A 24,118-nucleotide genomic window follows, 5' to 3' on the forward strand; every position below is an offset into this window, starting at 1 on the left:
GGTGCATGGAGCGGGGGGTGTTGAAAGACGATCTGGCAAGATTTTACTTGGAGCTTGCTCGGCAGTTCGGTTGTTCTCCGGGCTTGATCCAAAGATAAAATGATAAAAATGGCAGACTGCGATAAAGCGCTATAAAGACATTGGCCCAGGCGGACAATGACGGAGCAGGATTTGATATGAGCCATCAAGACATCGACGATCAGGGTGATTTCCTTTCGACCGAGCGCATGCCTTCCTTGGCAACTGTGGCAAGGGTTTTTGTCCCCCCGATTCTCATCTCGGCCATCAGCGTTGCGGCGGGTCAGTTGAACTACCTGCTGTTCCATACCCTGGCGGAGGTGTTCTCCATCGTCATCGCCTTCACGGCGCTGGTGGTTGCGACGACGTCCCGCCGCTTTACGCACAACCATTTCACAGTCTATCTGGCCGTGCTCATCGGCTGGTGTGCTGCGCTGGACCTGATCCACGCCGTGTCCTACAGGGGGATGGATCTTCTGAGGGTGGATGAAGCCAACGTCGCCACCCAGCTATGGATAGCCGCACGTTTCATCCAAGCCGTGGGGCTGCTGAGTTCTCCGCTGTTTTTGAGCCGCCGCGTGAGCATTGATTACCTGCATCTTGGTTACGGGTTGGCGGCACTGGGTGTCACCATCTGGATTTTCTCGGGGTATTTCCCCACCGCCTTTGTCCAGGGCCAAGGACTGACGCCGTTCAAGATTTATGCCGAGTACGTGATCATCGCCATGCTGACGGCGACCGGCGTTCTGTATTGGAGGCAGAGGCGCCTGATGTCTCCCATTCTGTTCGGGAGCATGCTGGTGGCCTTGGTGGCCATGATCCTGTCCGAGTTTGCTTTCACGCGTTATGCCAATGTCTATGGCCTGTCGAACGAGATGGGGCATGTCGCCAAGATTTTTGCCTACTGGTTTGTTTATCTGGCGCTGGTGCAAAGCACCCTGCGCGAGCCGTTCAGCATGCTGTCGCGCACGGCCAGCACCTACGATGCGGTCCCCGATCCGGCGATCGTGATTCACCAGGATGGCCTGATTCATCAGGCCAATCTGGCGGCAGCTGCTTACGCTGGCATGAAGGCGGAAGAGTTGATCGGCCTGTCTTCGCATGCCATTTTCCATGCGCCGACCGTACCGGTCGGTGATTGTCCGGTGTGCGCCCGTCTGGCGGGGGGAGAGTCCCGCTTTTCGGTCGAGATCGATCGTGGTGGCTCTGCGGGCATCGTCGAATGCCAGATCGCTCCGTTCATCGTCGAGGACCGTGAGCGCAGCTATGTCCAGGTGGTACGTGACATCACCGATGAAAAGCAGCTGCTGGCCGAACGCGAGTTGCTGGTGCATGACCTGGGTGAGCGCGTCAAGGAGTTGCGTTGCCAGTATGCAATTTCCAACATTCTGGAAAAAGTGGATATCGAGGTCCCCAGTTTGCTGACACAGGTGGTGGATGTCTTGCCGGCCGGATTCCTGTTTCCTGCGCACGCGAGGGCTGCCTTCGTGAGTGATTGGGGGACGTTTGGCAGTCAAGGCGCTGAACAGGCCAAGCTCAGCCTTGTGCATGAGCTGTACGTCAATCAGCGAAGCGTTGGCTCTCTGAGCGTCTTTTATTCGGCTGAACTGGTGCAGAACGCCGATCCCTTCATTCCCGAGGAGCGTGAACTGCTGAGAACCGTGGCGCTGCGGGTGGGACAGGCGATCGAACGGATTCAGGCGGGTGTGCAGGTCAAGCGCCTGACGTATCTGTATGACATGCTCAGCGCCACCAACCGGGCCATCGTGCGTTGCCGCAGCAGTGACGAATTGCTGGCGCGCGTGTTTGAGACGCTGATCCAGCACAGTACGTTTCCGCTGCTGTTTGTCGCCATGTCCGATGCGGGGAAGATGCCTTTGCGTATCGTCCATGCCCATGGCATTGACGAGGCTGCACGGGAAGAACTCCATGCCATCCTGGCCGACCCGCAAAGCACGTTCGGTTTGGCGTTCGATGAAGAAACCAGCAAGGGCAAGGTGTACGCGATCGGCATGCAGACACTGGACACCCACACCCGGTGGCATGACTACCTGCGTCGGCATGCGGTCACCGAAAGGGCCATTCTGCCGATCATGCGCGAGGGGCAGCTGTTCGGTGTCATCGGGTTGTACGCGCAAGGGCCGGGCGCTTTTGACCAGGCGCAACTCAATCTGCTTCACGAGATGGCAGAGGACCTGGAGTTTGCCCTGAATGGCATGGCGCAGAATGAGCGGCGGCGCTTGGCCGAGGAACGCGCTGAGATGTCAGAGTTCCGTTTCCGTGAAGTGTTCGAAGCCTCGCCGACGCCGATGCAGATTCAATCGCTCTCGACTGGGGCTATGCGGGCTGTCAACCGCGCGCACAGAGAGTGGTTGGGTTATGCGCCGGAGGACATCGCCACATCGGAGCGTTGGTTCGCGCAGGCCTATACCGATCCTGGGGTTCGGGAGGTCCTCCAGAAGAGCTGGCTCCAGTCCGTGGAGGAAGCCAGGAAGTCCGGCAACATGGTTCGCTCACCCGAACTCAGTCTGTATGGCAAGGATGGCCGCGAGCGTATTGCCGTCGGCACCATGACGGTGGTGGGTGATGACGCGATCGTCGCCTGGGAGGACCTGACAGAGATCAGGCACAGCGAGCAGGCGCTGCGCGAGAGCGAACAGCACTTCCGCACCATGATCGAAGAAACCATGCTGGGCATCTATGTGCGGCGCGACGGTCGTTATGTCTATGTCAACCCGCGTTATTGCGAGATGACGGGCTGGCCGCGCGAGCATTTGCTCGGCCAGGAGGTCTGGCGCTTCACCACCGCCGACCCAGAGAACGTCCGGCATATCCACGACGCCTGGGACCGGCTGGCGGCAGGGGAGCACAGCGTGCACTACAACGTGCCGCTGCTGTGCAAGAGCGGCGAGATCCGGGAGTTGGCACTGCATGCCAGCAGCATCCGCTGGGATGATGCGCCGGCCACCATCGTGATGGCGGAGGACGTCACCGAGCGCCAGCAGGCGGAGGCGAAGCTGGCCGACTATGTGAAGCAGTTGGAAGCCTCGATGCGCGGCACCTTGCAAGCGGTTTCCAACATGATTGACCAGCGTGATCCGTATACCGCAGGCCATGAACGGCGCGTCGGCCTGATTGCCGGCGCCATCGGGCGCGAGATGGGCTGGCCCGAGGAGCGCTGCACCCGGATGGAACTGGTGGGGCTGGTGCACGATATCGGCAAGATCAGCGTGCCGGCTGAAATCCTGACCAAGCCCGGGCGTCTGACCGACCTGGAGATGCGGCTGGTGCGCGAACATGCCCAGATCGGCTACGAGATCCTGAAAGACATTCCGTTTCCGTTCCCGGTGGCAGACATCATCCGTCAGCATCATGAGCGTCTCGACGGCAGCGGCTATCCTCAGGGCCTCAAGGGGGATGCCATCCTGCCGGAGTCGAAGGTGCTGGCGGTGGCCGATGTGATCGAATCCATTGCTTCCCATCGTCCCTATCGGCCAGCCCGGGGACTGGATGCAGCGCTTGACGAGCTGGAGCGCGGGCGCAACACACACTACGATCCGGATGTGATTGACGCATTTTCCCGCCTGTTGCACGACAGGGGCTATACCTTGCCGCAGTAGTGCATCAGCGCCGGGGCCGGGCGGCCGGGTCTTAGAATGGCGGCAGTTCGCATGACCGCTTCTTCTTCATCACCGTCGCCTTCACCGCGCTTCTGGGCCCTGATTCCGTGTGCCGGCACCGGTTCGCGGGCGGGTGCCGATGGCCCCAAGCAGTACCGGCCTTTGGCCGGCCAGCCGCTGGTCATGCACACGCTGGCGGCCTTTGCTGCCGTGCCGGGCCTGCACCGCACGCTGGTGGTGCTGGCACCCGGTGATGGTTTCCTGGATGCGCTGGGGCTTCCCTTTGTGGTTGCGAAGTGTGGCGGTGCCACGCGGGCGCAAAGCGTCCTGAACGGCCTGGATGCGCTGCTGGCACTGGGGGCCCAGGAGGCTGACTGGGTGCTGGTGCACGATGCGGCACGCTGCCTCATCACGCCGGCGCAGATCGAAGGACTCATGGCGGCCCTTGCACAGGATGAGGTCGGGGGGCTGTTGGCCCACAAGTTGCCTGACACCCTCAAGCGCGAGGCCAATGGGCGCGTGGCGGCCACGCTTGATCGCAGCGACAAGTGGCTGGCGCAGACGCCGCAGATGTTCCCGCTCGGCCTGTTGCGCCGGGCCTTGGTGCAGGCGGGTGATCAGGTGACCGATGAGTCCAGCGCCGTGGAAGCGCTGGGTCTGGCGCCGCGTCTGGTGGCCGGCAGTGCGCAGAATTTCAAGGTGACCTATCCGGAGGACTTTGCGCTGGCCGAAGCAGTGCTGCGCGGGCGCGCGGCCGGTGTGGCGACCGACAGGAGCAAAAGATGAATATTCGTGTGGGCGAGGGCTGGGACGTGCATGCCCTGGTGGCGGGGCGCAAGCTCATCATCGGTGGCGTGGAGATTCCGTTTCACCTCGGCCTCTTGGGCCACTCGGACGCCGACGTGCTGCTGCATGCCATGACCGATGCCCTGCTGGGGGCCGCCGGCTTAGGTGACATTGGCCAGCATTTCCCGGACACCGACCCCCAGTTCCGCGGTGCCGACTCGGTGGCGCTGCTGCGCGAAGCTGCCCGGCGCGTGCGCGAGCAAGGCTGGCAGATCGGCAATGTGGACAGCACCATCATTGCGCAAGCTCCGAAGATGGCACCGCACATTGCCGCCATGCGCGAGTGCATCGCCGCGGCGCTTGCCGTGGATGCCACGCAGGTCAACGTCAAAGCCAAGACGGCAGAGAAGCTCGGGCCGGTGGGGCAGGGGCAAAGCATTGAGGCGCGTGCCGTAACGCTCCTTTTTCGATAGCTGTTGGCGCATATCCCATAAGGGCTAGAGCCTATTTTTGCTTGAACTGGGGCGCGCGCGGCAGTTTGATGTGGGCTGCCAGGCCGCCCGAGCTGGTGTTGGCCAGCGCAAACCTGCCGCCCATGCGGCGGATGGTTTTTTCCACGATGGACAAGCCCAGGCCAGCGCCGGTTGCCTCGGTGCGGGCGGCATCGCCACGGAAGAAGGGCTTGGTCAGGTTGGGCAGGTGTTCGGGGTCGACACCCGGCCCATGGTCGCGTACCTTGAGCAGCACCGACTGTTCACGTGCGCGCGCTGCGATGTCAACCGTGGTCACGCCGGTGGCCGGTGTCTTGCCGTAGCGGCGCGCATTTTCCAGCAGGTTGGAAATCACGCGGCCGAGCTCGACATCGTCGGCCAGCACCCAGAGCCCGTCTTCCAGGTCGAGCCGGACACGCATGTCGCTACGGTTCTTGAAACCGTAGATGCAGCTGCGGATCACCTCATTGAGGCTGACCGGGCTGAGCTGCACACGGTCTGGGCGGGCGTAGTCCAGGAATTTGTCGATGATGGCGTCCAGCTGTTCGATGTCGGCTGCCATGTGCGCACGGGCATTGCTGTCGCCGACGCTCATTTCGGTTTCCAGCCGCAGCCGTGCCAGCGGTGTGCGAAGGTCGTGCGAAATGCCGGCCAGCATGACCGCGCGGTCCTGCTCGATCTTGGCCAGACGCTGGGCCATGCGGTTGAAGCCGATGTTGACCTGCCGGATTTCGCTGGTGACGACCTTTTCATCCAGGCGGCTGGCGGCGAAGTCACCCTCGCGCACGCGGCTGGCGGCAAACGACAGCTCTTTGAGCGGCCGGTTGATCAGGCGTGCGATCAAGGCGGCACCGGCCAGCGAGAGGGCTGCAGCCGTGAGCAGCCAGATCAGCCAGGTCTTGCCGCCGGTGCGATCGAAGCGGGCGCGGTCGGTCAGCATCCAGTAGTTGTCGCCGTCGATGACGAAGCCGACCCAGAGCCCGGGTTGCTGGTTGACGCTGTCGGCCACCACCGTGCCGGGCCCCAGGCGTGCCATGAGTTCCAGCGCAATGCGCCGGTCCAGCTTGTCATCGTCGAACGGGGCGAAGGTGTCGCCAGGTTCGCGCGGCAGGATGTGCACGCCTTCCTCGTCGCTCATGGTCTTGAGCAGCGAGACCCGGGCAATGGCGTCCGAGTGGACCAGCGCGGCACGACTGAGATTGACCAGCGAGGCGATCTGCTGCGCGGTCTGGATGGCGCGGGGCTCGATCTCCAGGGTGCGCAACGTCTGCAGCCAGGCCACGATGCTGCCCAGCAACAACACGGCGAGCAGGAAAAAGGTGCGCCAGAACAGGCTCAGGCCACGACGCTGGCGCTCCAGATCGGCCATGTCGGGTTCGCTGGCCTCCAGCGGCGTCGGGCTGCTGAGGTCAACGTCTGCGGAGGCCCCCCCCTTGGCTTTGGCAAAGGGAAGCTTCAACCCGCACCGTCCGGAACGAAAACGTAACCCACGCCCCAGACGGTCTGGATATAACGCGGCGAGGCAGGATCGACCTCGATCAGTTTGCGCAGGCGCGAGACCTGCACGTCCAAGCTGCGGTCAAACGGTTCGAACTCGCGGCCACGCGCCAGCTGGGCCAGTTTCTCGCGCGACATGGGTTGACGAGGGTGGCGCACCAGCGCCTTGAGCATGGCGAATTCGCCCGTGGTCAGCGGCAGTTCCTCGCCTTCCTTGCGCAGCGTGCGGGCACCCAGATCGAAGTTGAAGGGGCCGAAGTTCACCACTTCGTTGTCGCTCGAGGGGGCGCCCGGGGCCTCCTGTGTCGGCCGGCGGCGCAGCACGGCATTGATGCGGGCGAGCAACTCGCGCGGGTTGAAGGGCTTGCCGAGGTAGTCGTCGGCGCCGACCTCCAGCCCCACAATGCGGTCCACATCCTCGACCTTGGCGGTCAGCATGATGATGGGCGTCTTGTCGTTGGCAGCACGCAGACGGCGGCAGATCGACAGGCCATCTTCGCCCGGCATCATGAGGTCGAGCACGATCAGGTCCACCGTTTCGCGCAGCAGAATGCGGGTGAGCGCCTTGCCGTCTTCGGCCTGGAAGACCTCAAACCCTTCCTGGGTCAGGTAGCGGCGCAGCAGGTCGCGGATGCGGGCATCGTCATCCACGACCAGGATTTTGTCGGTACGGCTGGTGCTTGAAGTGGCCATGATCTCTCGGCGAATTTGTAACAAGCCCGATTTTGCAGGCCCAAACCGAGATTTCGTGCGATGGAGGGCTGACTTTGACAGTCTGTTACAAATATGCGGGGCCGGGGCCGACCACGCTTGGAACAATGCCTGTGTGGACTGAACCAGAGCCCCAAAGAGTCTTACATTGCAAACCATGAAGATCCAGCGTTACCTGAGCTACCTCCTGTTGTTCAGCAGTTGTGCAATGGCGCAGCCGGGCGAGAACGTCCAGGGGGAGGGCGTGACCGACCCTCAGACACTGCGCGAGCAGCGGCGGACCGAATTGCGCCAAACCCTGCAATCCCAGCGCCATTCGGGTGAGCCGATGCACCCGGCTCCAGTGCAAGGCGGCAGGCAGTTGTCGCCGCAGGAGCGTCAGGCCTTGCGCGAGCAGCTGCGTCAACAGCAGCAGCGGGATGCAGGCCGGCCGCAGCCGTGACGGCTGCGGCCATGGCCTTATGGCAACGTTGATGAATTTGGAGACCACATGAAACCCATTGTGAAAATCTACGCGTCATGCATTCTGTTGACCTTGGCAACGGTCAGTTTCGCCCAGCCCAGCGTCGTACCGCCGCCCCAGAACGTGGTGCAACTGTCGGCCTCGGCGGCGCTCGAGGTGCCGCACGACTGGTTGGCGCTGGCCATGAGCACCAGCCGCGATGGCACCGATGCCCAAGCGGTGCAGGCCCAGCTGAAGACAGCGTTGGATGCCGCCCTGACCGAGGCGCGTTCAAGCGCTCAGCCGGGCGCACTGCAGGTACGCACGGGAAATTTCACCCTCACGCCGCGTCGCGGCCGGGACGGCCACATCAACGGCTGGCAGGGCTCGGCAGAGCTTTTGCTGGAAGGGCGCGACTTCGCCCGCATCAGTGCCGCAGCGGGCCGCATCCAGACCCTGACCGTGGCCAGCGCAGCGTTCGGCCTGAGCCGGGAGCAGCAGGCGGCGGTGGAGTCGCAGGTGCAGGCGCAGGCGATTGAACGCTTCAAACTGCGGGCGACCGATATTGCCAAGGCGTTTGGTTTCGCGGGTTATTCCCTGCGGGAGGTCAATGTCAGCAGCAGCGAACCGAACCAGCCGCGTCCGCGTTTTCTGGCCATGGCGGCCAGCAATGCCTCGATGGACGCGGCGTTACCGGTGGAAGCCGGCAAAGCTACCGTGCAAGTGACCGTGAGTGGTGCGGTGCAGTTGAAGTGAAGCGGCCGCCGGGAATTCCAGGCGGCTGGCGACGGGTCAAGCGTTCGGGTTCAACGCCGGCGGGCTGACCGCACGCCACTCAAACCCGCCACGCTGCCCAAGACCTTGGTCAGCCGGCTGGAATCGGCGACTTCCACCGTCAACGTCATCCAGGCAATGCCTTTGACGGTCTGGGTCTGGGCACCAATGACGTTGAGTTTTTCCTTCGCAAAGACCTCCAGCACATCGCGCAGCAGGCCTTGGCGGTCCAGCGCTTCCACCGAGACGTCCACCGGGTACAGCGGCAGCTCGCCGGCCTTGGAAACACCCCACTCGACGTCGATCACCCGCTCCGCGTTGCGGGCCGCCATTTCGCGCAGATTGGCGCAGTCTGCCCGGTGCACGCTGACGCCCTTGCCGCGCGTGACAAAGCCGCGAATCTCGTCCGGCGGCGCCGGCTTGCAGCATTTGGCAAGCTGGGTGAGCAGCGAGTCGACACCCACCACCAGGACGCCGCCGCGCGAAGTGCCGTCGCTCTTGGACTTCTTGAGATGTGGCTGTTCGTCCTGCGTGGCCGGTGGTGCCGGAGGGCGCAGCAGGATCTCGATGTTGCGCAGCGAAAACTCATCCTTGCCGACCACTTCAAACAGGGCATCCGCCGAACCGAAGCCGAGCTGGGAGGCCAGATCCTCCAGCTTGATCGCGGTCTTGCCTTCGCGCTGCAGCAGTTTTTTCACGGCATCCCGGCCGCGCGCCACGGTTTCGTGCACGGCCAGTGCATTGAACCAGGCCCGTACCTTGGCCCGGGCGCGCGGGCTGACCAGGAAGCCGAGTTCGGGGTTGAGCCAGTCACGTGAAGGGCCGCCTTCCTTGGCTGCCGTGATCTCCACCGTCTGGCCGTTTTTCAGGGGCGTGCTGAGCGGCACCATGGCGCCATCGACGCGGGCACCGCGGCAACGGTGGCCCAGGTTGGTGTGGACGCTGTAGGCGAAGTCGATCGGTGTTGCCCCTTGCGGCAATTCGACAATCGCCGCATCGGGCGTCAGCACATAGATGCGGTCGTCGAAAAAGCCCTGGCCCTGCTGCGGTCCCGACAGGTCACGCTCCCAGGCCAGCAGCTGGCGCAGCACGGCAATCTTGGCATCGTAGGAACTGTTGGCCGAGACGCCGGCATAACCTTTGGAGCCTGCTTCCTTGTAGGCCCAGTGGGCTGCCACGCCATGCTCCGAATGCTCATGCATGGCCTGGGTCCGGATCTGGATCTCGATCGGCCGGCCCTCGGCATCGCGCACGATGGTGTGCAGGGACTGGTAGCCGTTGGGCTTGGGTTTGGCAATGTAGTCGTCGAATTCCTCGGTGACAGGCGTGAACTGGCTGTGCACCCAGCTCAGGGCAGCGTAGCAGTCGGGGATGGTGTTCACCACGATGCGCAGCGCCCGCACGTCATAGACCTGGTCAAAATTGAGCGCCTTGCCGCGCATCTTCTTGACGATGCTGTAGATGTGCTTGGGCCGGCCCTGCACGCGGGCCTGGATGCCCTGGGCACGCAGTTCCGACTCCAGACGGCTGCGCAGATGCTCGACGTAGGCCTCGCGTTCGATGCGTTTCTCGTCAAGCAGCCGCGCCACTTGCCGGTAGGTGTCGGGCTCCAGGAAACGGAAGGACAGGTCTTCCATCTCCCATTTGATCTCCCAGATGCCCAGCCGGTTGGCCAACGGGGCGAACACCTGCAGCGATTCGGCGGCCAATGCCGGCGGCACCGGCAGTTTGGTGACGGCGAAATGGCGCAAGGTCTGCAGGCGCGAGGCCAGGCGCAGCATGACCACGCGCAGGTCGCGCGAGAAGGCCAGCAGCATCTTGCGCACGTTCTCGGTCTGCATCGCTGTCGTCTGCGCCATGGGCACCGGTGTGCCCGAGCGGGCCGCTGCGACCTGGGCGGCACGCGCCTGGCGCTGCACCTGCACCAGTTTGGTCGTTTCGACCGCCAGTTCGGCAAAGCTGTCGCCGAAGGCCTTGGCAATGACTTCCTGTGGCTTGTTCAGGTGGGCGCAGGCATAAACCAGGTAGCTGGCGGCCTGCATGGCTTCCGAGCCGCCGATGGATTTGAGGATGGCTGCGACCGCATCGGCGTGGGCCAGCATGTTTTCGCCGGTGTCCAGGGTCTCGCCGGCCAGCAGCGGTTCGGCAAAAGCCCGTGCCCGCGTGAGCGCGTGGTCCTGCTCCGGCAGGCTGTTTGCCGTGGCGGCAATGACTTGCGGCAGCGGCTCTGCCCCTTGGTATTCGGCTGCGTGGCTTTTCATGGAGGGCTCATGCTTCAGCGAACAGGAAGTCGCTGACCACCTGGACCTGATCCGGGGCGATCAGGGTCGGGGCGTGCCCGACGCCGGCAAATTCCACCAACCGGGCTTTCGGTCCGCGCTGCGTCATGGCGGCCGCGGTTTCAGTCGACAGCAGGTCGGACTGGGCGCCGCGGATGAGCAGCGTCCTGGCGCGGATGGCGTCATACAGGCGCCACAGCACGGCTTCGCCCTGAGTGGCGGCTTCTTGCGTCAAGGCCTTGAAGGGCAGGGCAATGGCCGGGTCGTAGTGCAGCACGAAGCCGCCCGCGGCATCCGTGGCCGGTTTGATCATGGGACGCGTCAGGGCCAGCCACTGTTCACGTGTGTGCGGCCCGAAGCTCGACGAGATGACCCACAGGGCGTCGGCCGCCTGTTCCAGCGACTGGAAGCGAACCGGTTGTCCCAGGTAGCTGCCGATGCGCTGCAGCGCCTGCCACTGGACCACCGGACCGACATCGTTGAGCACCAGGCGCCGGATTGGCGCCGGCAACGGCAGCTCGGGTTGGCCGCTCAGTCCCAGACCGATCAATCCGCCCATGCTGGTGCCGACCCAATCGAGCGTGGCCGGCTGCAATTGCTGGAGCAGCACCAGCATGTCGGCGGCATAGGCCGGCAACTGGTAACCCATCGGGTCCTTGAGCCAGTCGCTGCGGCCGCGCCCCACCACGTCGGGGCAGACCACGCGCACATCGTCCCTGCCGCGGGCGCACAGGGCCTGCGCCAGCACATCGAAGTCGCGGCCCTGGCGCGCCAGACCGTGTACGCACATCACCACATGGCCGGCCTGGGGTTTGCCCCACTGCCAGTACGCCATGCGATGGCCGCCATGGGCATCAGGGCAGGATACGTAGTTCAGCGTAGGCTCGGGCATGGTGAAATCTTGTGGCTGAAGATAATGACAGCAGTACCGTGATCCTAATTCATCAATCGCACCCCTGATCGGAGAAACACCATGCTCAAAGGCAAAACCGCCCTCGTGACCGGCTCCACCAGCGGCATCGGCCTTGGCATTGCCAAGGCGCTGGCACGCCAAGGCGCTGACATCGTGCTCAATGGCTTTGGCGATGTCGAAGGCCCGAAGGCCGAGATCGCTGCGCTCGGTGTCAAAGTGGCCTACCACGGGGCCGACATGAGCAAGCCGACCGACATCGAGGACATGATGACGTTCGCCGCCGGCCAGTTCGGCCGTCACCGGGTGGATGTGCTGGTGAACAACGCGGGTATCCAGTACGTGGCGCGCGTCGAGGACTTCCCCCCCGAGCGCTGGGACGCCATCCTGGCGATCAATCTCACCAGCGCCTTCCACACCTCGCGCCTGGCATTGCCGGCGATGCGTGCCGCCAACTGGGGACGCATCATCAACGTGGCCTCGGTGCACGGTCTGGTGGCCTCAGCCGAAAAATCGGCCTATGTGGCGGCCAAACACGGCATCGTCGGGCTGACCAAAGTGACTGCGCTGGAAAACGCGACCAGCGGTGTGACCTGCAATGCCATTTGCCCGGGTTGGGTGTTGACGCCGCTGGTGCAAAAACAGGTGGATGCCAAGGCTGCGGCGCTGGGGCTGTCCAACGACGAAGCCAAGAAATTGCTGCTGGGCGAGAAAGAGCCTTCGCTGCAGTTCACCACCCCCGATGAACTGGGCGAACTGGCCGTGTTCTTCTGCTCGCCGGCGGCCAACAATGTGCGTGGGGTGGCGTGGAATATGGACGGGGGCTGGGCCGCCCAGTAAGCGCTGAGTGGGCAGATGCCGGGGTGCCTGCCGGTGGCGGAGCTACTTCCGCTTTGAGCCACCCAGGATACTGCCCAGAACCCCGCGGATGATCTGTCGCCCGACCTCCCGGCCGATGGAGCTGGCGGCACTCTTGATCAACTGCTCTCCAGCACTGGCGCGTGTCCGTTTGGCGCCACCGCCGAGCAGGCCGCCCAAGGTGTCGAGCAGGCCGCCACCAGTGGATTCATGTGCGGGTGTTTCGGCCTGGCCTTTGCCCATGCGCGTTTGTGTGCGGCCCGACAGCAATTCGAAAGCCGACTCGCGGTCCACCGTTTTTTCATAAACACCGGCCACCACCGAGTTGGCGATCAGGGCCTTGCGCTGTTCCGGTGTGATGGGGCCGATCTGGCTGCCCGGCGGCAGCACATACACGCGTTCGGTGATGCCGGGGCGGCCTTTGTCGTCCAGGAAACTCACCAGCGCCTCGCCCACGGCCAGCTCCGTGATGGCGGTGGCGATGTCGAGCTTGGGGTTCTGCCGCATGGTTTCGGCCGCGGACTTAACGGCCTTCTGGTCGCGTGGCGTGAAGGCACGCAGGGCGTGCTGCACGCGGTTGCCGAGCTGGCCCAGCACGCTGTCGGGGATGTCGAGCGGGTTCTGGGTGACGAAATAAACCCCCACGCCCTTGCTGCGCACCAGCCGCACCACCAGTTCGATGCGTTCCAGCAGGGCCTTGGGGGCGTCGTTGAAGAGCAGGTGGGCCTCGTCAAAGAAGAACACCAGCTTCGGCTTGTCCAGATCACCGACTTCGGGCAGGTGCTCGAACAGCTCGCTCAGCAGCCAGAGCAGGAAGGTGGCGTACAGGCGTGGCGCGTTCATCAGTTTGTCGGCCGCCAGGATGTTGACGACACCCCGGCCTTGGCCATCGGTCTGCATGAAATCGGCGATGTTGAGCATGGGCTCGCCGAAGAACTTGTCGCCGCCCTGGGCCTCGATCTGCAGCAGGCCGCGCTGGATGGCGCCAATGCTGGCGGCACTGATGTTGCCGTACTGGGTGGTGAATTGCGAGGCGTTGTCACCCACGTGCTGACACATGGCGCGCAGGTCCTTCATGTCGAGCAGCAGCAGGCCCTGGTCGTCGGCGATTTTGAACACCAGCTGCAGCACGCCTTCCTGCGTCTCGTTCAGGTTGAGCATGCGGCCCAGCAGCAGAGGGCCGAGGTCGCTCACCGTGGCGCGCACCGGATGGCCCTGTTCGCCGAAAACGTCCCACAGGGTGGTCGGGCATGCTATCGATTCAGGAGCGGCCAGCGCACGTTCCGTGAGGACTTTGGCCAGTTTTTCGCCGATAACGCCGGCCTGCGAGATGCCGGTGAGGTCGCCTTTCACATCGGCCATGAAGACCGGGACGCCGATGCGCGAGAAACCTTCGGCCAGCGTTTGCAGCGTGATGCTCTTGCCGGTGCCGGTGGCCCCGGTGATCAGGCCGTGGCGATTGGCCTTGTCGGGCCGGATGAAGCACTGTGTGTCGTTGTGCTGGGCAATCAGGATCGGATCAGCCATGGCATTCCCAAAAAGTACAATTCACTCCCCATAGCGTAACGAACTTTTAAGGAATCCCCATGGCTGGACACAGTAAATGGGCCAATATTCAGCACCGTAAAGGCCGCCAGGACGAGAAGCGCGGCAAGATCTGGACCCGCATCATCCGCGAAATCATGGTGGCGGCACGCCAGGGCGGCGGCGATCCGAATGCGAACCCGCGCCTGCGTCTGGCGATTGACAAGGCCAAGGCAGCCAACATGCCGGCCGATAACATCAAGCGCAACGTCGACAAGGCCACCGGCAACCTTGAAGGCGTGACCTACGAGGAAATCCGCTACGAAGGCTACGGCATCGGTGGCGCGGCCATCATCGTCGACACCATGACCGACAACCGGGTGCGTACCGTGGCCGAGGTGCGCCACGCCTTCAGCAAGCACGGCGGCAACATGGGGACCGAGGGTTCGGTGGCTTTCCAGTTCAAGCATTGCGGCCAGATGATCTTTGCGCCGGGTACTTCTGAAGACAAGGTGATGGAGGTGGCGCTGGAGGCTGGCGCCGAGGACGTGGTCACGGATGAGGACGGCGCCATCGAGGTGCTGACGTCGCCGGGTGACTTCGAAGCCGTGAAGAACGCGCTGGAAGCTGCCGGCCTCAAGCCCGAGGTGGCGGAAGTCACCATGCGGCCGGAGAACACGATTGAACTTGGCGGCGATGATGCGGCCAAGATGCAAAAACTGCTGGACGCGCTGGAAGACCTGGACGATGTGCAAGAGGTCTACCACAACGCAGGGCTGTAAGGCTCACCCCCAGGCTGCGCGCACTGCGTGTCGCTTCGCCACCCCCCTTGCAGGGGGCGGGCACCAGCGGCCCGGCGAAGCCGGTTCCGCGGTGTCCCTTGGGCTTGTCATGTTTGCACGCGTAGATTCAGTGCGAAGGCGAAATAAGGATTGATATGAAAGTACTCGTGATTGGTGGCGGCGGCCGGGAACACGCGCTGGCTTGGAAACTGGCCCAGTCTCCCAAGGTGCAGGTGGTCTATGTGGCGCCTGGCAACGGGGGTACGGCGCGTGATGCGCGCCTGCAGAACGTGCCCATCACGGATGTGAAGGAACTGCGGGCTTGGGCTTTGGCCGAGAAGATCGGCCTCGCGGTGGTGGGGCCGGAGGCACCGCTGGCCGCTGGCGTGGTGGACGAGTTCCGTGCCCATGGGCTACGCGTCTTCGGTCCGACCCAGGCCGCAGCCCAGTTGGAGAGTTCCAAGGCCTTTTCCAAGGCCTTCATGAAGCGCCATGCGATTCCGACGGCCGCGTACGACACATTCACCGACCCAGTGGCCGCCCATGCCTATGTGGAGAAGATGGGCGCTCCTATCGTGGTCAAGGCCGACGGCCTGGCGGCCGGCAAGGGCGTGGTGGTGGCCATGAGCCTGGCCGAGGCGCACGAGGCGATTGACTTCATGCTGCTGGACAACAAACTCGGTGTCAGCCACAACGAGGGCGGTGCACGTGTGGTGATCGAGGAATTCCTGCAGGGCGAGGAAGCCAGCTTCATCGTGCTGTGCGACGGCAAGAACGTCACGGCACTGGCCACCAGCCAGGACCACAAACGCCTGCTGGATGCCGACCAGGGCCCCAATACCGGTGGCATGGGCGCCTATTCGCCGGCACCGGTGGTCACGCCCGAGGTGCATGCGCGCGCCATGCGCGAGATCATCCTGCCCACCATCAAGGGTATGGAAAAAGACGGCATCCCCTACACCGGTTTCCTCTACGCCGGCCTGATGATCGATGCCTCGGGTGCACCGAAGACGCTGGAGTTCAACTGCCGCATGGGTGACCCGGAGACCCAGCCCATCATGATGCGCTTGAAGAGCGATCTGGTGGATGTGATGCAGGCCGCCACCGATGGCAGGCTGGACCAGATCGAGCTGGAGTGGGACCGCCGCGTTGCGTTGGGTGTGGTGATGGCCGCGTATGGCTACCCGATGAACCCGCGCAAGGGTGATGCCATCACCGGCTTGCCGGCGGATGCGGACGACGCCATGGTGTTCCATGCCGGCACGACCATGAAGGACGGCCAGGTGCTCACCTCCGGTGGCCGCGTGCTGTGCGTCACGGCCCTGGCCGACAGCGTGAAGCAGGCGCAGCAACGGGCCTACGAGGTGATCAAGGGCATCCACTTCGACGGCATGCAGTACCGCGGCGACATCGGCTACCGCGCCATCAAGGGCTGATGTCCCACGGCGACTTTCCCCGCCCGTTCCCGGTGCAGTTTGCCGGCAGCGCTGTGGCGCGCTGGCTGCTGCGCCGCATGGGCTGGACGGTCCATTTCGACGGCTTGCCGGGCCTGCAGGGTGTGCTGGCGGTCTACCCGCACACCAGCAACTGGGATTTTGTGGTGCTGGTGATCGTGAAGTGGGCGGTGGGCATCCCGGTGCACTTCTGGGGCAAGGACAGCCTGTTCCGCATCCCGCTGTTCGGCCGCTGGCTGCGTTGGCTTGGCGGGATTCCGGTGGAACGCACGTCGTCCAAGGGCGTGGTGGGCGATACGGCGTCCCGCATGCAGGCTGCGCGTGCGCAGGGTGAGTATTTCTGGCTGGCGCTGGCCCCGGAGGGTACCCGCAAGCACATCCCGGGTTGGCGCAGCGGCTTCTACCGTACCGCGGTGCAGGCCGGGGTGCCACTGGGCCTGGTGAAGGTCAACTATCCTCGACGCGAAGTGACGGTGCAGGCGTTCCTGATTCTCAGTGGCGACGAGGCGGCCGATTTTTCGCGCATTGCCGCCGCCCTGGACGGCGCCGTCGGCTGTAGGCCAGGCAATGCGGCGCCGATCCGTCTGCTGGACACCTCGGTGCCGCGCACTGAAACCATCGTGAAATAACCATGAACGCAAACACATCCCATGTCAGCACCGTGCGCGACTACCTGCAAGGTCTGCAGCAGCGCATCACCGACGCCATCTCCGCGGTCGATGGCAGCACTTTTCTGGCCGATGCCTGGGAGAAGGCGCCGGGCGAGCCGCTGCAGGGCAGCGGCCTGACCAAGATCATGGAGGGTGGCCGGGTGTTCGAGCGCGCCGGTTGCGGCTTTTCGCATGTGCAGGGGCCGAAGCTGCCGCCGTCGGCCACTCAGCACCGGCCGGAGCTGGCTGGTGCGCCCTTCGAGGCCATGGGCGTCTCGCTGGTGTTCCACCCGCGCAACCCTTATGTGCCCACGGTGCACATGAACGTGCGCATGCTGGCGGCCAAGGGCAAAGACGGGCAGGAGGTCTGCTGGTTCGGCGGCGGCATGGACCTGACGCCGTACTACGGTTTCGAGGAAGATGCGGTGCATTTCCACACGGTGTGCCGCGATGCGCTCAAGCCCTTTGGCGACGACAAGTACCCGCGCTTCAAGGCTTGGTGCGACGACTACTTCTTTCTCAAGCACCGCAACGAGCAACGCGGCATCGGTGGCGTGTTCTTCGACGATTTCTCCGAGCTTGGCTTCGACGGCAGTTTTGCCATGACGCAGGCCGTGGGTGACGCCTTCCTGGGGGCTTACCTGCCGATCGTGGAGCGCCGGCAGCAGCTGCCCTACGGTGAACGTGAGCGTGCCTTCCAGCTCTACCGGCGCGGTCGTTACGTCGAGTTCAACCTGGTGTGGGACCGCGGCACGCACTTTGGCCTGCAGTCGGGTGGACGTACCGAGTCCATCCTGCTGTCCATGCCGCCGCTGGTGAGCTGGGCCTACCAGCAGCAGCCGGAGCCGGGTTCGCCGGAAGCGGCGCTGTACACGAAGTTCCTACCGCGGTGGGACTGGGTTTGAACGCGCCCTCGAAACGACTAGGTGTCTTTGGTGGCGCGTTTGACCCGCCGCATCTGGCACACCGGGCCTTGGCTGAGGTGGCGCTGTCACAACTTGCACTTGACGAGTTGCGGGTGCTGCCGACCGGGCACGCCTGGCACAAAAGCCGGCAGCTCACGCCGGCACAGCATCGCCTGGCGATGGCGCAGCTGACCTTTGCCGGGTTGCCCGGGCTGGTGCTGGATGATCGCGAGATCCGGCGTGCCGGGCCGTCCTACACACTCGATACCTTGCGGGAGCTACATGCCGAGCAACCGGAGGCGGAATTGTTCCTGGTGATGGGCAAAGACCAGGCCGATGTGCTGCCCAGCTGGCGCGACTGGCAGGAGATCGTCCGTCTTGCTATAATTTGTGTAGCTGATCGCGATGGATTGACGGGCCAAGAGACCCGATTTGTACCCCCGCCCGAGATGGCGGCGCGCTTTCGCAAGCTGCACATGCCCGCCATGGACATCAGCGCCACAGGCATCCGTACCCGAGTGGCGAGCCAACAGGGCATTGCCCCTCTGGTTTGCGAGTCCGTTGCGCGCTATATTGAACACCATCACCTTTACACGACCTCTTGATGACTACCGAAACCGCTGCCAAAAAAGACATTCAGAAACTCCAGCGAGCCATCGTTGATGGACTGGAGGACGTGAAGGCCCAGGACATCCAGGTGTTCAACACCGAGCACCTGTCACCGCTGTTCGAGCGCGTGATGATTGCCTCCGGTACGTCCAACCGCCAGACGAAGGCGCTGGCCGCCAGCGTGCGCGATGCGGTCCGCGACGCGGGTTTTGCCAAGCCCCGCATGGAGGGGGAAGACAACGGCGAGTGGATCATCGTGGATTGCGGCCAGGCCGTGGTGCACATCATGCAACCCAATATCCGCCAGTACTACCATCTGGAAGATCTGTGGGGTGACAAGCCGGTGCGGCTGAAGTTCGGCGCTGACAAGCCGGCGGTCAAGGCACCAGCCAAAACGGCGGCCAAAACCAGCGCGGAGGCCAAGCCGGCCACCCTCAAGCGCTCGAGCGCGGCCAAGAAGGGCGTGAGCGAGGTTTTCCCGTCCAAGGCGCAGGAAAAGAAGGCCGCCGCCAAGAAAGCTGCTGCCAAGACGGCTGCAAAAACACCCGCCAAGAAGACGGTTGCCAGCAAATCTGCTGGCGCCGCCAAGGTGGCGACCAAGGCACCGGCCAAGAAAAGTAGCCAACCCTCTGGCACCAAGCCTGCGGCGAAGAAGACGGCAGTCCGCAAGGCCTGAGGCCAGATAGACACGAGGACGTAGAGGCCTGCATGAGGCTGCTGATCGTGGCCGTTGGCCAGCGGGTGCCTGATTGGGCCCAGACGGCATGGGACGACTATGCCAAGCGCTTCCCGCCAGAGTTGCGGGTGGAGCTCAAGGCCGTCAAGACGGAGCCGCGCGGCTCCAAGACGCTGGAGCAGCTGTATGCGGCGGAGCGAACCCGCATCGAGGCTGCCATTCCCAAGGGGACCCGCATCGTGGCGCTGGACGAGCGCGGTACGGCATTGACCACCGTGGCACTGGCGTCCAAGCTCAAGGCCTGGCAGCTCGAGGGCGATGATGTGGCGCTGGTCATCGGCGGGCCGGACGGTCTCGATCCTGCCTTTCGCCAGGCGGCGCACGAGCGCATTCGCTTGTCGGACCTCACGTTGCCGCATGCCATGGTGCGCGTGCTGCTGGTCGAGCAGCTCTATCGCGCCTGGTCGATCAATGCCAACCATCCTTACCACCGTGAGTGACCAGGGTTTGATGCATGTCTGATTTCATTTATCTGGCCTCTCAAAGTCCACGCCGGCGTCAGTTGCTGGAGCAGTTGGGAGTACGCCATGAATTGCTGCTACCGGATGCGCACGAGGATGCGGAAAGCCTGGAGGCCGTGCTGCCGGGTGAAGCGCCTACGGCCTATGTGCAGCGTGTCACGCAGCTCAAGCTGGAGGCGTCTCTGGCGCGTCTCAAGCGACGCGGTTTGCCGTCGGCACCGGTGCTGTGTTCAGACACCACGGTGGCATTGGGGCGCACCATTTATGGGAAACCAGCCAATGCCGGCGATGCCGCCCGCATGCTGGGTGAACTGGCCGGGCGCACCCACCGTGTGCTGACCGCCGTGGCCGTGGGTACAGCACGGCGGCGTGAGCAGGCATTGTGTGTGTCGCGCGTGACCTTTGTTCCCATGAACCGGCACCAGATCCAGGCTTACGTTGACGGGGGCGAGCCCATGGGCAAGGCCGGTGCCTATGCGGTGCAGGGCCGGGCGGCAGCCTTCATTTCGCATATTTCAGGCAGCTACTCTGGCATCATGGGCTTGCCCATGTACGAGACGGCACAATTGCTGCATACATTCGGCTTCAAGCTCTGAGACATCAAGTTCCGAAACAGGCAAGCCCATGCAAGAAGACATCCTGATCAACTGGTCACCGCAGGAAACGCGTGTCGCCGTGGTGGAAAACGGGGCGGTGCAGGAGTTGCACGTCGAGCGCACTTACGAGCGTGGTCTGGTGGGCAATATCTATCTGGGCAAGGTGGCGCGTGTGCTGCCGGGCATGCAATCCGCCTTCATCGACATCGGTCTGGAACGGGCCGCTTTTCTGCACGTGGCCGACGTCTGGCATCCGCCGGCTGAAGGTGAGTCGCTCAGTGCCTCACGTGCGGCGCAGCCGCAGATCCCGATCGAGAAACAGGTGTTCGAGGGACAGGCGCTGATGGTGCAGGTGATCAAGGATCCGATTGGCACCAAAGGGGCTCGCCTGTCGACCCAGATCAGCATTGCCGGGCGTCTGCTGGTGTTTCTGCCGCAAGACGATCATGTGGGGGTATCGCAGAAGATTCCTCTGGAACAGCGCGATGAACTGCGAACGCGGCTGCAGACGCTGGTCGGAGAGCAGGGCGGCGGTTTCATCCTGCGTACCAATGGTGAGGATGCATCAGACGCCGAACTGGTCGACGACATCGCCTACCTGCGCAAGACCTGGACGCGCATCAAGGAGGCGTCCCTGCGTCTGGCGCCGAAGTCGCTGCTGCACCTCGACCTGAACCTGCTGCAACGTGTGCTGCGCGATCTGGTGGGAGAGTCGACACAATCGATCCGGGTCGATTCAGGGGAACAGTTCGAGGCATTGCGTGCTTTCGGCCGTGAGTTCATGCCGGCCGCCGCAGGGAAACTTCAGCATTACAGGGGTGAGCGCCCGATCTTCGACCTGTTTTCGATTGACGAGGAAATTGCCAAGGCCTTGGGCCGCCGTGTCGACCTCAAGTCCGGTGGTTACCTGATCGTTGACCAGACCGAGGCTCTGACGACGATTGACGTCAATACTGGCGGTTTCGTCGGCGCGCGCAATTTCGATGACACCATCTTCAAGACCAATCTGGAGGCGGCGCAGGCGATCGCGCGACAACTGCGCCTGCGCAACCTGGGCGGCATTGTCATCGTCGATTTCATCGACATGGCACGTGAAGACCATCGCGAGGCGGTGCTGGCCGAGTTCCGCAAGCAGCTGGCGCGTGATCGCGTCAAGACCATGGTCGGCGGTTTTTCTCAGCTCGGTCTGTTGGAGATGACGCGCAAACGCACGCGCGAGTCATTGGCACACATGCTGTGCGAACCCTGCCCGACCTGTGAGGGCAAAGGTATCGTTAAGACGGCACGTAGCGTGGCTTATGACATCCTGCGTGAGATCCTGCGGGAGGCGCGCCAGTTCAACCCGCGTGAGTTCCGTGTTGTTGCCTCGCCCAAGGTGATCGAGCTGCTGCTGGACGAGGAAAGCCAGCACCTGGCCGGATTGAGTGAATTCATCGGCAAACCTGTGTCGTTGCAGAGCGAAACGGCCATGGGGCAGGAACAGTACGACATCGTGCTTCTTTGAGTCATGCGGATTGCCGTTATCAGTCGGGTATTTGCCAAATCTGGCGGCGGGGCCGAAAGCTATTCGGTGGCGCTGGTGCAGCAGTTGGCGGCTCGACACGAGATCCATGTGTTTGCGCAGGAGTCGGATCAGCCGGTGCCAGGCGTGACCTACCACCGGATTTTCTGCCTGGGTCGCAAGCCGCGCTGGATCAACCAATTGTTGTTTGCCATGGCCACCTGGTGGCGTACGCGCACAGGTTTCGATGTGGTTCACTCGCACGAGAACACCTGGCACGGCCAGATCCAGACCATCCATGTGCGGCCGACGCGCTACAACCTGTTCCAGGGGCGAGCGGGTCTGCGCCTGGTGCTGCGTTGGATCAAGGTGCTGCTGAGTCCGCGCTTGATCACCTATGTCTGGCTGGAAGGTGCACGCTTTCGGCCAGAACCAACGCGTCGTGTGGTGGCGACCTCCGACACCCTCAAGGACGAATGTGAGGCGGCCTATCCGGCCAGCCGTCCATGCATGTCGGTCGTGACGCCTGGTACCCAGCTGCCACAGGGGGCTTTGACGAAGGCAGAAGCGCGCCGCCAGCTTGATCTGCCACTTGAGGCACCACTCCTGCTCTTTGTGGCCAATGACTACGCGCGCAAGGGGCTCGACACCTTGTTGCAGGCCTTGGCGAAACTGCCTGCTGACGTGCATCTGGCTGTGGCGGGTCATCCCGCGTCCATTCCGCGTTACCGCCAGCTGGCAGAGCGGCTGGGGCTGTTGGGGCAGGTGCATTTTCTTGGTTCACGAAACGACCTGAACCCTGTCTATCGGGCCGCCGACGGTCTGGTCCACCCCACACTGGAAGACAGCTTTGCCATGGTGGTGCTTGAAGCCATGGCACACGGGTTACCCGTGGTGGTGAGTGGTCCGGCCCATTGCGGTATTTCACGCCAGTTGCAGGATGGCGTGCAGGCCTTGTTGCTGGGCAATCCACGTGACGCCACCGGTCTGGCCGATCGCATCAATTCCGTGTTGACAAACACATTGCTGGCGCAACAGTTGGGGCAGCAGGCACGGGTGTTTGCGCTGGCGCATTCCTGGGAGAGTGCCGCCCTACAATACGAGCGCCTGTATCAGCAGGTTGCTTCCTCTGTCTCTTCATGACCGCACCATTCCAGCAACGCTGGCTGATTCTCGCCCATGCCTTCAACATGGATGGCCGGGCGGCCAGCCAGACGATCACCGACAAATTGCCTCATCTGCGGCGAGCCGGGATTGAGGTGGTGGTGCTCAGTGGTGTTTCTGGCACACACGATACCGTGGTCGAACACCACCAGCTCTGGCCCGCCGGGCCGGCTGGTTTGCGTTTTGAATTGCGGCATGTGCTGCGTCGACGTTTTGGCAGCGGCGTGCTGTACCGTGCCCTGATGGTCCTGGCGTCGTTGCTGCTGTTGCCAGGCATATTGGTCGAGAAGTTGCTGCGGCCGGTGGAAAGCTCCTGGTCCTGGTGGCTCAGTGCCTATCTGAAGGGGCGGGCGCTGGCGCGTCGCCAGCCTTTTGACCTGATTTACTCCACCGGGGGCGCCTTTGCCGCGCACTTGGCCGGCCGGGCGTTGAAGCGTGCCACCGGCATGCCCTGGCTGGCCGAGGTGCACGACCCCTTGGTGATGCCGGGTACCGAGCCCGCAACGCCGCAGCAGAAGATGCAGGCCGAGGTTGAGCGGCTCATTTGCACCGACGCGGACATTGCCATCTGGTTTACCGAGCAGGCCTTGGCGAGCGCACGTCGGCGCCATCCGCAGTTGGGCGAGCGTGGCAAGATGATGCTGCCCGGCATTGATCCGCCGTTCCAGGTGTTGCCGCCTTATCAGCCTGGGGCGAAATTCATCATCGGACATTTTGGATCGCTTTCGGCCACGCGCCATCTGGGTCCGATCGTGGATGCATTGGAATTGTTGCAGGCGCGACGGCCAGATCTGGTGGCGATGACGGAACTGCATGTCTACGGTGGACCGCTCGATCCTGTTTCCAGCGACAAAATTGCATCCTCTTCTGTCCGTGCATGCGTGCGGCATTTCGGCCGGGTTGAGGCAGATCCTCAAACGGGGCTGAGTGGGCGCGAGCAGATATTGCGACGTATGCGCGCCGTTGATGTGCTGTTGCTGCTTCACGGGGAGGAGCCGATTTGTGCAGAGTACATCCCCTCCAAGCTCTACGAGTACTTGTGGATGCAGCGCCCGATTCTGGCCGTGGTGCACAAGAATCCGCAAATGGTCGGCATGTTGCGTGGGCAGGGGCATCCGGCAATACGGACAGGCGAAGATCACAATGCAGCTGGCGCGGCGATTCTTGAACTTGCCAATGCGCTGGAGGAAATGTTTGATCGTTGGCGTGTTGATGGCTTGCCTGACAACCACCGGCTCAGCCCCTATACCACCCAAGCGGCAGTAGGCCAACTGCTTGGGTGGGCCGGAACGCTCACTCGGAACTGACTTCAAAACTGACCGACAATCCTACTATTTCGCGAAACGCAAG

22 protein-coding genes are annotated in these 24,118 nt (G+C 63.3%); 17 read left to right on the top strand and 5 right to left on the bottom strand.

The features are described from left to right. Positions 1–176: 176 nt before the first annotated feature. The 3 genes from CDE01S_RS11700 to ispF are packed head-to-tail and all read left to right on the top strand — an operon-like array spanning position 177 to position 4,897. Positions 177–3,638, top strand: coding sequence for an MASE3 domain-containing protein (locus tag CDE01S_RS11700; RefSeq protein ID WP_066707481.1), 3,462 nt, complete (start codon positions 177–179; stop codon positions 3,636–3,638). 51 nt (positions 3,639–3,689) lie between these two features. Continuing rightward, entirely contained in the window at positions 3,690–4,424 is a 735-nt protein-coding gene (ispD, locus tag CDE01S_RS11705; RefSeq protein WP_066707484.1) for a 2-C-methyl-D-erythritol 4-phosphate cytidylyltransferase, read from the top strand. Continuing rightward, positions 4,421–4,897, top strand: a complete 477-nt coding sequence (gene ispF / locus CDE01S_RS11710; protein WP_066707487.1) for a 2-C-methyl-D-erythritol 2,4-cyclodiphosphate synthase — start codon at positions 4,421–4,423, stop codon at positions 4,895–4,897. The genes ispD and ispF overlap by 4 nt, the downstream gene beginning before the upstream one ends. Positions 4,898–4,928: 31 nt before the next feature. On the opposite strand, the gene CDE01S_RS11715 is transcribed toward ispF, so the two are convergent. Both CDE01S_RS11715 and ompR read right to left on the bottom strand, forming a co-directional pair. Then, on the bottom strand, positions 4,929–6,284 hold the full coding sequence (locus CDE01S_RS11715; protein WP_084382862.1) for a sensor histidine kinase family protein: 1,356 nt from the start codon (positions 6,282–6,284) through the stop codon (positions 4,929–4,931). An 86-nt stretch (positions 6,285–6,370) separates the two neighbouring features. Then, positions 6,371–7,105: an osmolarity response regulator transcription factor OmpR gene (ompR, locus tag CDE01S_RS11720; protein ID WP_066707493.1), complete on the bottom strand. Its 735-nt coding sequence runs from the start codon at positions 7,103–7,105 to the stop codon at positions 6,371–6,373. Between the two features lie 175 nt (positions 7,106–7,280). Here ompR and CDE01S_RS11725 point away from each other — a divergent pair, with 175 nt between their 5' ends. Beyond that, positions 7,281–7,565, top strand: coding sequence for a hypothetical protein (locus tag CDE01S_RS11725; RefSeq protein WP_066707495.1), 285 nt, complete (start codon positions 7,281–7,283; stop codon positions 7,563–7,565). A gap of 48 nt (positions 7,566–7,613) precedes the next feature. After that, the gene (locus CDE01S_RS11730; RefSeq protein WP_066707497.1) at positions 7,614–8,321 is read left to right on the top strand and encodes an SIMPL domain-containing protein; all 708 of its coding nucleotides are present in this window, start codon (positions 7,614–7,616) and stop codon (positions 8,319–8,321) included. Positions 8,322–8,371: 50 nt separating this feature from the next. Here the strand turns inward: CDE01S_RS11730 and CDE01S_RS11735 are convergent, their stop codons facing one another. Together CDE01S_RS11735 and CDE01S_RS11740 are read right to left on the bottom strand one after the other, a co-directional pair. Beyond that, on the bottom strand, positions 8,372–10,600 hold the full coding sequence (locus CDE01S_RS11735) for a RelA/SpoT family protein (protein ID WP_066707499.1): 2,229 nt from the start codon (positions 10,598–10,600) through the stop codon (positions 8,372–8,374). 7 nt (positions 10,601–10,607) lie between these two features. After that, positions 10,608–11,510 (bottom strand): alpha/beta fold hydrolase, encoded by a 903-nt coding sequence (locus CDE01S_RS11740; RefSeq protein WP_066707501.1) that lies wholly within the window; start codon positions 11,508–11,510, stop codon positions 10,608–10,610. A gap of 81 nt (positions 11,511–11,591) precedes the next feature. On the opposite strand from CDE01S_RS11740, the gene CDE01S_RS11745 reads away from it, so the two are divergent. Further along, on the top strand, positions 11,592–12,368 hold the full coding sequence (locus tag CDE01S_RS11745; RefSeq protein WP_066707504.1) for a 3-hydroxybutyrate dehydrogenase: 777 nt from the start codon (positions 11,592–11,594) through the stop codon (positions 12,366–12,368). A gap of 42 nt (positions 12,369–12,410) precedes the next feature. On the opposite strand, the gene CDE01S_RS11750 is transcribed toward CDE01S_RS11745, so the two are convergent. Next, positions 12,411–13,913 carry a helicase HerA-like domain-containing protein gene (locus CDE01S_RS11750; protein WP_066707508.1) on the bottom strand — a complete coding sequence of 501 codons (1,503 nt, stop codon included), beginning with the start codon at positions 13,911–13,913 and terminating at the stop codon, positions 12,411–12,413. Positions 13,914–13,972: 59 nt separating this feature from the next. On the opposite strand from CDE01S_RS11750, the gene CDE01S_RS11755 reads away from it, so the two are divergent. The 11 genes from CDE01S_RS11755 to CDE01S_RS11805 all read left to right on the top strand — a co-directional run bounded on the left by CDE01S_RS11755 (position 13,973) and on the right by CDE01S_RS11805 (position 24,075). Further along, positions 13,973–14,692 carry a YebC/PmpR family DNA-binding transcriptional regulator gene (locus tag CDE01S_RS11755; protein WP_066707512.1) on the top strand — a complete coding sequence of 240 codons (720 nt, stop codon included), beginning with the start codon at positions 13,973–13,975 and terminating at the stop codon, positions 14,690–14,692. Between the two features lie 155 nt (positions 14,693–14,847). Continuing rightward, on the top strand, positions 14,848–16,128 hold the full coding sequence (purD, locus tag CDE01S_RS11760) for a phosphoribosylamine--glycine ligase (protein WP_066707515.1): 1,281 nt from the start codon (positions 14,848–14,850) through the stop codon (positions 16,126–16,128). Next, positions 16,128–16,775 carry a 1-acyl-sn-glycerol-3-phosphate acyltransferase gene (locus CDE01S_RS11765; protein WP_066707517.1) on the top strand — a complete coding sequence of 216 codons (648 nt, stop codon included), beginning with the start codon at positions 16,128–16,130 and terminating at the stop codon, positions 16,773–16,775. Before purD ends, CDE01S_RS11765 begins: the two co-directional genes overlap by 1 nt. A gap of 2 nt (positions 16,776–16,777) precedes the next feature. Next, positions 16,778–17,701, top strand: coding sequence for an oxygen-dependent coproporphyrinogen oxidase (gene hemF, locus CDE01S_RS11770; protein WP_066707519.1), 924 nt, complete (start codon positions 16,778–16,780; stop codon positions 17,699–17,701). Beyond that, a complete protein-coding gene (gene nadD, locus CDE01S_RS11775; RefSeq protein ID WP_439648675.1) occupies positions 17,692–18,306 on the top strand; it encodes a nicotinate-nucleotide adenylyltransferase in 615 nt (204 codons plus the stop codon). The genes hemF and nadD overlap by 10 nt, the downstream gene beginning before the upstream one ends. Further along, positions 18,306–18,986 (top strand): ribosome silencing factor, encoded by a 681-nt coding sequence (gene rsfS / locus CDE01S_RS11780; protein ID WP_066707521.1) that lies wholly within the window; start codon positions 18,306–18,308, stop codon positions 18,984–18,986. Before nadD ends, rsfS begins: the two co-directional genes overlap by 1 nt. 32 nt (positions 18,987–19,018) lie before the next feature. Then, positions 19,019–19,486, top strand: coding sequence for a 23S rRNA (pseudouridine(1915)-N(3))-methyltransferase RlmH (rlmH, locus tag CDE01S_RS11785; protein ID WP_066707523.1), 468 nt, complete (start codon positions 19,019–19,021; stop codon positions 19,484–19,486). A 14-nt stretch (positions 19,487–19,500) separates the two neighbouring features. Next, a complete protein-coding gene (locus CDE01S_RS11790) occupies positions 19,501–20,103 on the top strand; it encodes a Maf family protein (RefSeq protein WP_066707525.1) in 603 nt (200 codons plus the stop codon). Between the two features lie 28 nt (positions 20,104–20,131). Next, positions 20,132–21,607 carry a ribonuclease G gene (rng, locus tag CDE01S_RS11795; protein WP_066707527.1) on the top strand — a complete coding sequence of 492 codons (1,476 nt, stop codon included), beginning with the start codon at positions 20,132–20,134 and terminating at the stop codon, positions 21,605–21,607. 3 nt (positions 21,608–21,610) lie between these two features. Continuing rightward, positions 21,611–22,747 carry a glycosyltransferase family 4 protein gene (locus CDE01S_RS11800; protein ID WP_066707529.1) on the top strand — a complete coding sequence of 379 codons (1,137 nt, stop codon included), beginning with the start codon at positions 21,611–21,613 and terminating at the stop codon, positions 22,745–22,747. Beyond that, on the top strand, positions 22,744–24,075 hold the full coding sequence (locus tag CDE01S_RS11805) for a glycosyltransferase (protein ID WP_066707531.1): 1,332 nt from the start codon (positions 22,744–22,746) through the stop codon (positions 24,073–24,075). Before CDE01S_RS11800 ends, CDE01S_RS11805 begins: the two co-directional genes overlap by 4 nt. Positions 24,076–24,118 lie beyond the last annotated feature (43 nt).

Source organism: Curvibacter delicatus NBRC 14919 (genome assembly GCF_001592265.1).
In the GTDB taxonomy this organism is placed as follows: domain Bacteria; phylum Pseudomonadota; class Gammaproteobacteria; order Burkholderiales; family Burkholderiaceae_C; genus Hylemonella; species Hylemonella delicata.